The following is a 12,481-nucleotide window of genomic DNA, read 5'->3' as shown; positions in this document are numbered from 1 at the left end:
AGGTTAGGGTTTTAGCATTTTATATTCAGTTTCTAAGTAGCTATTTAACTAATAATTCGATAAAATAAAACAGAAGTTTTGTAAAAGAATATATACTCAGCTTATTTTAATTCATATATTAGGAGGCTTTGAACAATGACTAAAGAAAGAATCATTGTAACAGGTGGCAGCGGCAAGGCAGGCAAGTGGGTGATAAAGGACCTTATAGAACATGGATATGATGTTGTTAATTTAGACTGGAAAAGACCTAAAGAGGAGCTTTGTCAAACGATTATCGTTGATTTAAACAACTTAGGTGAAGTTCAAAGTACGCTTGCACAGTACAATACGAGAGAGAGAATTCCTGTGAAGGGGATTGTTCATTTTGCAGCTATACCGCAAGCGTTTATTTATTCCAATGATGTAACTTTCAAAAATAATGTTATGAATACATATAATATCTTGGAAGCTGCTGCTAATTTAGGCATTGATAAAGTAGTGCTTGCCTCTAGTGAATCTTCTTATGGAATGGTATTTGCAAGTGAATTTTTTGATCCTAAGTACTTACCAGTTGATGAAGAACATCCACAGCTTCCAGAAGATAGTTACGGCCTCTCTAAAGTTATAAATGAAGTCACTGCTCAAACTTTTAATAGACGTACAGGTATGCAGGTCATATCGCTTCGTTTAGGAAATATTTTAGAACCAGCTGATTATATTTGGCTTAGAGAAAGATTTGATAAACCTGAAGAGCGTTTGGTGATCCTATGGTCTTATATCGATGCACGTGACGTTGCAACTGCATGTAGATTATCCATTGAAAAGGATGGTTTAGGCGCGCAGGAGCTGATTATTGCAGCTGATGATACTTCATCAAACCTACCATCAAAAGAATTGATTGAGAAATTTTTACCTAATGTGAAGGATATACGAGAAGATTTTAAGGATCGTGAAAGTTTACTGTCCAACAAAAAATTGAAGGAAGTATTGGGTTGGGAGCAAAAGTACAGCTGGAAAGAGTAGTAGCTGAAAATAATAAACAGTTTAGAGGATTTACGGAAATAAGCGAAATTTAATATACAATTTGAAAAATAGAAGGGTTTTTCTTCTGTAAGAATAAAGGGAATTGGTGATCTATCATTATCGATAAGAGTACAAATTCCCTTCTTCATTTATCTTTTATTGATCTACTGAGCGTGCCTCATTCACTGAAAGTAAGATTTCTTATATTATTCTTCAAAAAATTCAAAAGTACGAGACCAAGTTTGAGTTTCTCCAGGTTTAACATCAATATCTATGAAAATTTCAGGTGAAACAACATGTCTTGTACCCCAAATTGCAAACATAGCTGGTGGAAAAATGTTAATTTCCCTCATCCCAACACCACTTGGTTCATGAGTTAACTCCCATATGTGACTAGAATCACTATACCCTTCTGGACGACAATAAAAAGGTTCGTTCGGAGTGTTCTTCCAACTTAATTCTCGATGATTTATAGTCATAATATCTGGTAATGATTCTATAATCGGAGTATACGGTAGCCTTAATTTGTAGTCGGAACTGATTGGATGCTCATTAATAGCTACAAAATTATGCACGTACTCTTCTGTTTTGATCGTTTTTACACCGACATTTTGTAAACGATAATCTATCGTTAAACTTTGATCCTGTATTATAATTGTTTTTTCTATTTCAGTTGCATACCCTCTACAGTTATCAGGTGAAACCTTAAATTGTATTTTATTTTCTTCCTGAGTGACCTCTATTTCAAAGGGGAATATCGGATAGGGTGAATGAAATTGATATTCTTCCTCATCCGTTCTTGTTAAATTTCCGATACCGAGTTTAGGAAATTGTTCTCCAACGGATGCTTCTTCATAACCAATTGGCGTAAAAATCCCAAATTCATTACACAACCCTTGTCCTTCAGTTCCTCTTTCAGGTTCGTATGTTTCAGGTACACAAAAAGTATGCTTGTCATTTAAAGTAACTTGAGTGATATAACCCGTCCAATCAAAGCGAGAGCCTTTTTGAAAGGCTCCCGGTTTTGCAATGTTAACTTTTAATTTATCATTTTGCAAAATGAATGAAGGAGGGTTAAGGAATTCATGTTTAGATGGATTCATATGAATACCCCTTTTCATTTTTATCCTAACACTACCTCTAAAGTATGATTTTCATTTTCAGTAAGCTGACTAATAACCTCACGGCTAACGATTACTGCTTTTTGTTTTGATTCAAATGCAACTTCCTGACCATCTAATGAGATAGATTGAATTTGATATGCTCCGTAATCCAATCCTTTTTTATTTTTGTAAACAATATTCAGATGGCGGTTTGCAAAATAAGAGAATACGGATGCTTCGTTTTGCTCGTTAAACTGATTTTGAAGCAGTTTTGGTTCTAATGCTAAATCCCCAAGATGACCTTTAACACCAAACATTTCTGTAAGAACCGTTAATAGTAACCAGCTTGCAGATCCTGTTAAATAATGATACATACCTCTGCCTTTTTCACTGATATATTCAGGTACACCAGGATAGATACGACTAAGTTCAAAGTTTTTACTTAGCTCATAAATGGAATTAATAACATCAAAACCTTCATGTCCGAATTGGCGTTGGTACATTGCATTACTGTACATAACAGCCATATGACTGAACATTGCTCCGTTTTCTTTGTGGCCAAAAGCAAAGCCGAAACCACGTCCAATGTTTTGTTGGATCTCTCCGAATTGAGAGTTTAATCGATAGCCAATTTTCTCATCCTTTAAGTAGTTCGTTACGGAATCAGCTATTTTTTTCACTTGATCTTCAGTAGCTACTCCACCCATAACAGGAAAGACTTGACCCGTTAATGTCATACGAACACCATTTTCATGATCTCCCTCAACAGGTTCTGCATCATTATTGTAATAACCGTTGAACCATTCAAAACCTTCTTCATTTTTAATCCATTCATTTTGTCTCAAATGGTTGATCATCCAATCTGCTTTGCTGTTTAAGTCTGCAGCTAACTCTTTAATGCTAATTGAAGTTTTTTCACCACTGATTTTATGGCTGCAAGTTTCAAAATATTGATCTAATAAATTTAACTTTTCTTCAACAACATCATAATCAATTGGTTTGGAGATTGTATCTAGTAAAATTGTTATTTCTTTAGCTAGTTGAAGCTCGTCTACACCAGCTTTTTCTTGAAGAGAAAGCAATAGTTCACTCATTTCTTTTAAATTGCTTGCATAAAGAGCAGTGAAAGCAACACTTTCTCCTAATTCAGGTGCAAGGTCAAATGCGTCATTCCAATCCGCACCTTCTAGCTTAATGTTATTGTGTTTTCCAACATTGAAAAATTGGACAATGTTCTGCAACAACATATGCTCTAGGATTGTCCCTTGATATGTGTCGCTATTTTCTGTTTGTAATTGATTTCCATGTTCAGGATTCCATTCTAAATCAAGATCCTTCGAACGTTTGATTTGAGTATCCTTAAAATAGGTTTGATTTTCCAATAAAAATTCGATGTCTCCACTTTGGTTAATATATAACTGAGTTGTTAGGAACGGCCATGCTCCATGATCCATCCAAACGCGAGCAATGTTATTGCGGTCTGCAACGAATTCTCCTGGTTCAGAACCAATAATTGTTGCATTACTGCCATCAATTCGCACACCAGCAAAGTTGTTATACAATAAATCCTTTACTTTTTTTGGATCATCCATGATTAATAACGCAAGACAATCCTGCCATAAATCTCTCCATCCGCGTCCACCTTTACCATAATCATGATGTGGGAGGAAGGAGCACCCATAAATTCTTCTTAAAATGGGTTGTAATGTGACCCATTTCATCCATTGATTGAAATCGTTGTCACTCGTTTGAAAACTTAAATTGTTAAGTTTGTTCTTCCAATCTGCTTTATTTTGCTCTAGTAACACATCGAATTGTTCTTCTGAACAATATTTTTTAGCAATTTCATTAACGCTGCTAGGGCGATCATCAGTAATCATTAGAGCAACAATATATGATTTGGATTGATTAGGCTCTAGTGTTGCTGTGTTAAATTTAAGTGCGCCAACAGATTCATAACCTTCAAATGTTTCACCTGGTTTTGCATGTGGTTCCGCATTTTTCACAATGACTTCAGGCCAATCTAAGTTTCCGCCTTCACCAATGAAATCTTCAACAATCGGGAAGAAACCAGTAGGTGATTCTCCGTTTTGATCAGCACCAAGCACACTATAAGTTACATGGTTGATCTTATGACCTCTTTCATCAAAAGACAGAGTAGGTTGTACTTCAATACCATAAGAAGAAGTAAAAATTCTGTGAAGTAAAGAAGTAACATGTCTGTGATCTCGAATATCATCTGCAGACCTTGCATAAAGAGGAATGGCTGCAGTAGGTGAGATCGTAATATTCTGATCTCCTGTGTTTGTTAAAGTAACTTTTAAAAGCTCTACTTGATCATCGTTAGCTGGAACAAAACTCGTTAACTCTGCTTGAATTCCGATTCTTTTATTTGAACGAGTTACTTTATGCCATAAAAATCCAGCCTCGAGGTTTACCTCTTCATCCTCTTCATCATTGAAATTATAACTTAACTGTTTTGAAGAATTCCCTGTTGCTGACCAGGCTCCCTCACCTTCTATATGTACCCAGAAGTTTCTTGCAGCACGGGAATTATGTAAATCCTCTGATGAAACAGGTGCCATTAAAAACGTATTTTGGCTAGTTTTAATATCACCATGCAATGTAGGTGTAATAGCTGACATCATTCCTGCTTCGTTTACTAGTGGGAAATACAAATAGCTTGATTTTTGAGGGTTGTTTAGGACGAAAGTACTATCATTGTCAATGAATTTCCATCCTAATGAATTGTTTTTATTTGTCAAACTTATCAGTCCTTTCTTTCAGATGGGTTGAATGTTTCAATTTTCTATCATTCAATTTACTATACTAAGATTAGAAAGTCCATATACACTACATAATAATCATATCAATTGATTTTTGGGCTATAGATCCTTGAAAATGTAAACATTCATAGTGAAAGACACGATGCAGTGTATATATAAAATTATGAATAAATTTCTTTCGATTAACAATACTATGAATCGAAGGTATGTTATAACTTTTTGAACAATTTTCTGACAGAGGTGAGAAATATACAAGAAATATGAGAATCACCACATAGTATTGTGAAATCGAATCCACTATAATTTTAGTAGGACGTATTTCACGTTCAAAAATTAAAAAAATAGGGGGATTTACTAAAATGAAAAGATTTGGTCTTATTTTAATGAGTCTAATGCTTTTATTCTCATTTGCATTAGCAGCATGTTCTTCTTCTGAAGAAGGAGGAGAAGCTGGTGAAGGAACTCCAGAAGCTCCAGCAGATGGTGGAGAAGAAGCAACTCCAGAAACTCCAGAAGGAGTAATTGAACTTACTTTTGCAAGTATTGCGAACACAGGTTTCGGCCCATTAATTGAAAAATATAATGCTGAAAATGAAAATGTACAAATCAACTTCCAAGAGCAATCTTTTGATGATCACCACAATGCATTTGCTACTGCTTTAGCAGCTGGTTCTGGTGTACCTGATATTGCTTTTGTTGAGATCGGAAGATTAGAAGGTTTTAAAGCTAGCCAAGATAGCTTTACTAACTTATATGACTTCGGTGCTAAAGACGTTACAGGCATCTACTTAGATTGGAAAATCGCTCAAGCAGAAAATGCTGACGGTTCTTTCTTATTCGGATTACCAACAGATATCGGTCCTATGGCAATGGCATACCGTACAGATATCTTTGAAGAAGCTGGTCTTCCAACAGATCCAAACGAAGTTTCTGCTTTAATTACTGATTGGGATAAATACATCGAAGTTGGTAAAACAGTTCTAGAGAAAACTGGAAAGCCTATGTCTGATTCTGCTGGTACAATGTTTGATACTTTTACTGGTCAATTAACTGAACTTTACTTCACTGCAGATGATGAATTAATTCTTGAATCAAATGCTGCAGTTAAAGAAGCTTATGACAGATCAATTGAAATTGCTCAAAGTGGTCTTTCCGCTAAATTAGGACAATGGTCTGGTGAGTGGAGCACAGGTATGAACGAAGGTACTTTTGCTACATTAATGGCTCCAGCTTGGATGATGAACTACATGACTGGTTCAGCTCCAGATGCTTCTGGTAAATGGAATATCGCTCAAATGCCTGTTGCTTCTGGTAACTGGGGAGGATCTTTCTTAACAGTACCTGCATCAACTGAATATCCTCAAGAAGCATATGACTTCATTGAGTGGTTAGTAAATGAAGAGAACTCTTATGAAGTATTTAAAGAAACTGGTAACTTCCCATCAATCCCTGGAATTTATGAAAAACCAGAAATTCAAGATTGGACTTCTGAATACTTCTCAGGCGCTTATGTTGGTAAGATCTATGCAGAAGCTGCTTTAAGAATCCAACCTGTATGGTTAGGTACTGATTATGCTACTGTTCATAACGCACTTAAAGATGCGATCAACAATGTTGACTTGAATGGTGCTGATCCTGAAGCTGCTTGGAATGAAGCAATGGATACAATTAAGCGTGAATTAAGATAATTTATAATTTCACAATGAATAACAAATAAATAAACAATAATATTCGCGCTGATCATCATAATGGTATTGATCAGCGTGAGTATTTTAAAAGAACAATTTCCATATATTGTGGAAGGAGGAGGTCTTATGTCAATGGGAAACAAGTCAGAGAATAAAAAACCTCGTTTTAAATATGGATCACAAGCAAGCAAAGATGCTTTATCAGGGTATTTATACGTGTCACCCTTTTTCCTATTATTCACCGTATTTGGTTTATTTCCAATTTTGTTTAATATGTACGTTTCATTATTTAGTTGGAGACTCTTTAAGGGTGAACCGGAGTTTATTGGATTTCAAAACTATGTTTGGTTATTGACGGACGATCCAACTTTTATAAAGTCGATCGTGAATACATTTTCAATGTGGTTTATGGCAACATTGCCGCAGTTATTTTTAGCATTAGTAATCGCTTTTGTGTTAAATCAAGCTTTTGTAAAGTTTAAGGACATGTTCAGAATGGCCATATTCATGCCATTTGTTACTTCCCTTGTAGCAGTTACTATTATTTTTGGTAATTTATTTTCTAGAGATTATGGTTTAATCAATTTCATTTTGGGAACACAAGGTCTTGATTGGTTAAATGATAATCGCTGGCTCTCTCATTTTGCAATAACGCTTATGGTGAACTGGAGATGGATCGGTTATAATACCATTATTTATATGGCGGGTCTTCAAACCATTTCAAAAGAATTGTATGAAGCGGCCACGATTGATGGAGCTTCGAAAGTACAACAATTTTTCTACATTACGATTCCACAGCTTCGTCCAATTATATTGTTCACGCTTATAATGTCCGTATCTGGCGGTATGCAATTATTCGTTGAGCCATTAGTATGGGCAGGAGCAGGTGGTGGAGCAGATAACCAAGTTCTTACGATGTTCTTATACATGTATAACACTGCATTTGGTGTTCAATATAACATCGGTTATGGTGCAGCCATTGGTTGGGTAATGTTTATCATTATCATCTTGTTTGCAATATTAAATTGGATCATTTCTACAAAACTCATTAAAGATTAAAATGGGAAGGATGTGAGAATAAATGAAATCTCCTATAGGACGATTTATTTCTTATCTCTTTTTAGTAATTGTCTCTTTTATTTCTGTGTTTCCTTTTTATTGGATGTTTGTGTTAAGTACAAGGAGTAATGCGGATGCATTTAAATTTCCACCGATATTAACACCTGGTAATCAGTTTTTTACCAACCTACAAACAGCATGGGAAAGATCAGATTTTTTAACCGCTACAGTTAACACATTGATTATCACAGGAACAGTTACTGTTTCTCAGTTATTCTTTTGTTCATTAGCTGCGTTTGCATTAGCAAGACTTACATTTAAGGGAAGAAAGTTTTTACTATTGTTTATAATAATTACTTTAACGTTGCCTGGTATAGGACAAATTCCTTTATATATGATCATCAGTAAGTTGAATTGGATTAATGATTTAAGAGCTGTTATCGTACCTGCTCTTGTAAGTGCCTTTGGTGTGTTTTTAATCAAGCAGTATATTGATGCTTCAGTTCATCCAGAATTAATAGAATCTGCTAAGGTGGATGGAGCGAGAAACTTCCAGACGTATTATAAAATTGTATTGCCGATCATTAAACCAGGTTTAGCAACATTGGCAATCATTACGTTCATGGGTACTTGGAATGCCTTTATATGGGAATCCATCGTTTTAAGGGACGAATCCGTTCGAACCATACAGCTTGCCATAAGAAACCTACAAGGTACTTATACTAGGGAAACTGCTATCGTTGTAACAGGTGCTTTTGTAGCAACATTACCGCTGTTAGCAATCTTTATCCCTTTTAGCCGACAATTTATTGCAGGGTTAGCTGAAGGTTCAGTTAAAGGTTAAGCGTAGTTTGTGATCATATTTAAATTTTATTGAGGTATAAATACTTATTGACCTTAGTTGCATTATTGCAACTAAGGTTTTTTTATTACTTCCCCCCAGATACCCAAAAAAGTGACGATAAGCTTTTATATTTATTCCGATTCCTTTTTCGGGGGTTCTAATTCATATGAAGAATTTTATGACACCTTCGAAAAACTCCGAATAGTAATCAAAGGTAAAAACAAGTAAATATATACAAAAAATATAAGAGTAGCCTTATAGTTTTGAAAAATGGATTCCCTTATAATTTGAAGTAGAACGCGTTCAATAAACATTAGGGGGAGTTATCTTAATAAAAAGAAGGTAAAGTTTCGCTAAGATACATAAATTACTTCATTAAAGATGTCACTACAGGGAGGTCTTATATCTATGGGGAAAAAGTCAAAAAATAATTTCAAATATGGATCACAAGCAAGAAAAGATGCTTTATCAGGATATTTATATGTATCACCCTTTTTCATTTTATTTATCGTATTTGGTTTATTTCCTATTTTGTTTAATATTTATGTTTCATTATTTAGTTGGAGACTCTTTAAGGGTGAACCGGAGTTTATTGGATTTCAAAACTATGTTTGGTTACTAACTGATGATTCAGCTTTTATAACATCAATCGTGAATACTTTTTCAATGTGGTTTATGGCTATCTTGCCGCAGTTATTTATAGCATTAGTGATCGCTTTTGTGTTGAATCAGGCTTTTATAAAGTTTAAGGATATGTTTAAAATGGCCATATTTATGCCATTTGTTACCTCTCTTGTAGCAGTTACTATTATTTTTGGTAATTTATTTTCTAGAGATTATGGTTTAGTCAATTTCATTTTGGGGACACAAGGTTTTGATTGGTTAAATGATAATCGCTGGCTCTCTCATTTCGCAGTAACGCTAATGGTGAATTGGAGATGGATCGGTTATAATACCATTATTTATATGGCGGGTCTTCAAACCATTTCAAAAGAGTTGTATGAAGCTGCCACGATTGATGGTGCTACGAAAATTCAACAATTCTTCTACATTACGATTCCACAGCTTCGTCCAATTATATTGTTTACTCTAATACTATCCGTATCTGGAGGTATGCAGTTATTTGTTGAACCATTTATTTGGGCAAATGGTTTTAATGGTGGAGCAGATAATCAAATTCTTACGATGTTCTTATATATGTATGGTACAGCATTTGGACCTCAATATAATATAGGATATGGTGCAGCCATTGGTTGGTTGATGTTCATCATTATCATTTTATTTGCAATATTAAATTGGGTCGTTTCTACAAAACTCATTAAAGATTAGAATGGAAAGGGTGTGAGAATCAATGAAATCTCCTACAGGACGTTTTATTTCTTATTTCTTTTTAGTCATTGTATCTTTTATCTCCGTGTTCCCTTTTTATTGGATGTTTGTGTTAAGTACAAGGAGCAATGCAGATGCATTTAAGTTTCCACCAATATTAACACCTGGTGATCAGTTTTTCATTAACCTACAAACAGCTTGGGAAAGATCAGATTTTTTAACCGCTACAGTTAACACATTGATTATCACAGGAACAGTTACTGTTTCTCAGTTATTCTTTTGTTCATTAGCTGCTTTTGCATTATCAAGACTTACATTTAAGGGAAGAAAGTTTTTACTATTGTTTATCATAATTACTTTAACGTTGCCTAATATCGGACAGATTCCTTTATATATGATTATCAGTAAGTTGAATTGGATTAATGATTTAAGAGCTGTTATCGTACCTGCTCTTGTGAGTGCCTTTGGTGTATTTTTAATTAAGCAGTATATTGATGCATCTGTTCATCCGGAATTAATTGAATCAGCTAAGGTGGATGGAGCAAGGAACTTCCAGACATATTATCGTATTGTATTGCCGATCATTAAACCAGGTTTGGCGACATTGGCGATCATTACATTCATGGGTACTTGGAATGCCTTTATATGGGAATCCATCGTTTTAAGGGACGAATCCGTTCGAACCATACAGCTTGCCATAAGAAACCTACAAGGTACTTATACTAGGGAAACTGCTATTGTTGTAACAGGTGCTTTCATAGCAACATTACCGCTGTTAGCGATTTTTATCCCTTTTAGTCGTCAATTTATTGCAGGGTTAGCTGAGGGCTCAGTTAAAGGTTAAATGTGTTTGTAATCATATTTAAAATTGATATTCAGGAATAAATTCTTATTCTTAATGACCTTAGTTGCATATACTGCAGCTAAGGTTTTTTTATAACCTAAGTATTTATCCCGTATCAACACTCCGTATATCCTCCTCTTCTCAAGAGGGAGATTATAAGTTTTACAAATTCTATGTTTCAACAATGAAAATTTGAGAAGATAAATCATATTACTTAACTACACTTAAAAAGTGATGATAAATCCAAGGAATAACAACTTCTTTTCGGGATCCCATGTTAAGATTTTACAACCCTTTTCAAGGGCTCAGTTCGTTTTATAACAATAGCTTGTACATTTTGTTTTAGTTTGTAATTAGATCCAAATAGGAGAAATATATACAAAAAATATAAGAGTGACCTCGTAGTTTTGACAAAATGATTCCCTTATAATTTAAAGTAGAACGCGTTCAATAAAAAATTAGGGGGATTTTTGAAATGAAAAAACTCGGCATAGTATTAATGAGTTTTATGTTATTGTTCTCCATTGTATTGACAGCATGTTCAGGTTCTAACGAAGGAAGTGGAGATGGTTCATCTGAAGGAACTCCAGAGGAAACGCCCGTTACAACATCAGATTCTAATGAAGAAATAATAGAACTTACATTTTCAAGCATTCCAAATACTGGGTTTGCTCCATTGATCGATAAATATAATGCAGAAAATGAAAATATTCATATTGATTTTCAAGAAATGCCATTTGCAGAACATCATGATGGTTTGGTAACAGCTTTAGCAGCTGGATCTGGTGCACCTGATATTGCATTTGTTGAGGTCGGAAGACTAGAAGCACTTAAGGGTGATGAAGATAAATTCTACAATTTATATGAACTTGGAGCAAAAGATGTTACAGGTATCTACTTAGATTGGAAAATAACTCAGGCTGAAAATGCTGATGGATCTTTCTTGTTTGGATTACCAACAGATATCGGCCCAATGGCGATGGCATATCGTACAGACATTTTTGAAGAAGCAGGACTTCCGACTGATCCAAATGAAGTTTCAGCTTTAATTACGACCTGGGAAGAATATCATGAAGTAGGTAAAACGATTTTAGAAAAAACAGGAAAGCCGATGACGGATTCGGCTGGTACGATGTTTGATGCATTCATTGGACAATTAAGTGAAATATATTTTACAGCAGATGAGGAGCTTATCGTAGAGTCAAATGCTGCGGTGAAAGAAGCATATGATAGATCAGTTGCCATTGCACTTGATGATCTTTCGGGAAGATTCGCACAATGGTCTGGTGAATGGAGTTCAGCGATTAATGATGGAGGATTTGCTACTTTAATGGCACCAGCTTGGATGATGGCTTGGATGAAAGGTTCAGCACCTGATGCCTCTGGGAATTGGAATATAGCTCAAATGCCTATCGCTTCTGGTACTTGGGGTGGATCATTTGTTGCTATTCCTAAACAAACAGAGCATCCACAAGAAGCGTATGACTTCTTAGAATGGCTATTAAATGAAGAAAACGCATATGAAGTATTTAAAGAAACAGGTAACTTTCCATCTACTCCTAGTATTTATGAAAAACCAGAAATTCAAGAATGGACAGATGAATATTTTGCGGGAGCATATGTAGGTCAAATTTATGCCGAAGCTGCATTAAGAATTGAGCCTGTATATTTAGGATCAAGTTATGCAACGGTTCATAATGCCATTAAAGATGCCATTACAAATGTAGAAAGCAACGGCGCGGATCCAGAAACAGCATGGACGGAAGCTATGGATACCATTAAACGTGAGTTAAGATAAATGATGTCAAGTTCTACTTTATTTAAGA

At 35.0% G+C, this 12,481-nt stretch carries 9 protein-coding genes; 7 read left to right on the top strand and 2 right to left on the bottom strand.

Annotated features, from left to right (window positions below; translation table 11 throughout):
- Positions 1 to 135 precede the first annotated feature (135 nt).
- Entirely contained in the window at positions 136 to 1,002 is an 867-nt protein-coding gene (locus Q5Y73_RS13630; protein WP_305992464.1) for an NAD-dependent epimerase/dehydratase family protein, read from the top strand.
- Between the two features lie 206 nt (positions 1,003 to 1,208).
- Here the strand turns inward: Q5Y73_RS13630 and Q5Y73_RS13625 are convergent, their stop codons facing one another.
- Together Q5Y73_RS13625 and Q5Y73_RS13620 are read right to left on the bottom strand one after the other, a co-directional pair.
- Positions 1,209 to 2,105, bottom strand: a complete 897-nt coding sequence (locus tag Q5Y73_RS13625; RefSeq protein WP_305992463.1) for a hypothetical protein — start codon at positions 2,103 to 2,105, stop codon at positions 1,209 to 1,211.
- Between the two features lie 20 nt (positions 2,106 to 2,125).
- Positions 2,126 to 4,870: a GH36-type glycosyl hydrolase domain-containing protein gene (locus tag Q5Y73_RS13620; RefSeq protein WP_305992462.1), complete on the bottom strand. Its 2,745-nt coding sequence runs from the start codon at positions 4,868 to 4,870 to the stop codon at positions 2,126 to 2,128.
- 380 nt (positions 4,871 to 5,250) lie between these two features.
- On the opposite strand from Q5Y73_RS13620, the gene Q5Y73_RS13615 reads away from it, so the two are divergent.
- From Q5Y73_RS13615 to Q5Y73_RS13590, 6 genes are all read left to right on the top strand, one after another.
- Positions 5,251 to 6,579, top strand: a complete 1,329-nt coding sequence (locus Q5Y73_RS13615; protein ID WP_305992461.1) for an ABC transporter substrate-binding protein — start codon at positions 5,251 to 5,253, stop codon at positions 6,577 to 6,579.
- Positions 6,580 to 6,705: 126 nt separating this feature from the next.
- Complete coding sequence (locus tag Q5Y73_RS13610; RefSeq protein WP_305992460.1) at positions 6,706 to 7,638, top strand: carbohydrate ABC transporter permease; 933 nt, start codon at positions 6,706 to 6,708, stop codon at positions 7,636 to 7,638.
- A gap of 22 nt (positions 7,639 to 7,660) precedes the next feature.
- The gene (locus tag Q5Y73_RS13605) at positions 7,661 to 8,482 is read left to right on the top strand and encodes a carbohydrate ABC transporter permease (protein ID WP_305992459.1); all 822 of its coding nucleotides are present in this window, start codon (positions 7,661 to 7,663) and stop codon (positions 8,480 to 8,482) included.
- A gap of 408 nt (positions 8,483 to 8,890) precedes the next feature.
- Entirely contained in the window at positions 8,891 to 9,811 is a 921-nt protein-coding gene (locus Q5Y73_RS13600; protein WP_305992458.1) for a carbohydrate ABC transporter permease, read from the top strand.
- A gap of 22 nt (positions 9,812 to 9,833) precedes the next feature.
- Positions 9,834 to 10,655 (top strand): carbohydrate ABC transporter permease, encoded by an 822-nt coding sequence (locus Q5Y73_RS13595; RefSeq protein ID WP_305992457.1) that lies wholly within the window; start codon positions 9,834 to 9,836, stop codon positions 10,653 to 10,655.
- 475 nt (positions 10,656 to 11,130) lie between these two features.
- On the top strand, positions 11,131 to 12,453 hold the full coding sequence (locus Q5Y73_RS13590; RefSeq protein ID WP_305992456.1) for an ABC transporter substrate-binding protein: 1,323 nt from the start codon (positions 11,131 to 11,133) through the stop codon (positions 12,451 to 12,453).
- Positions 12,454 to 12,481 lie beyond the last annotated feature (28 nt).

Source organism: Chengkuizengella axinellae (assembly GCF_030730905.1).
Classification (GTDB): domain Bacteria; phylum Bacillota; class Bacilli; order Paenibacillales; family KCTC-33759; genus Chengkuizengella; species Chengkuizengella axinellae.
Note: the sequence above shows the minus strand (reverse complement) of the source record. Positions and strands in the feature narration are given on the sequence as shown.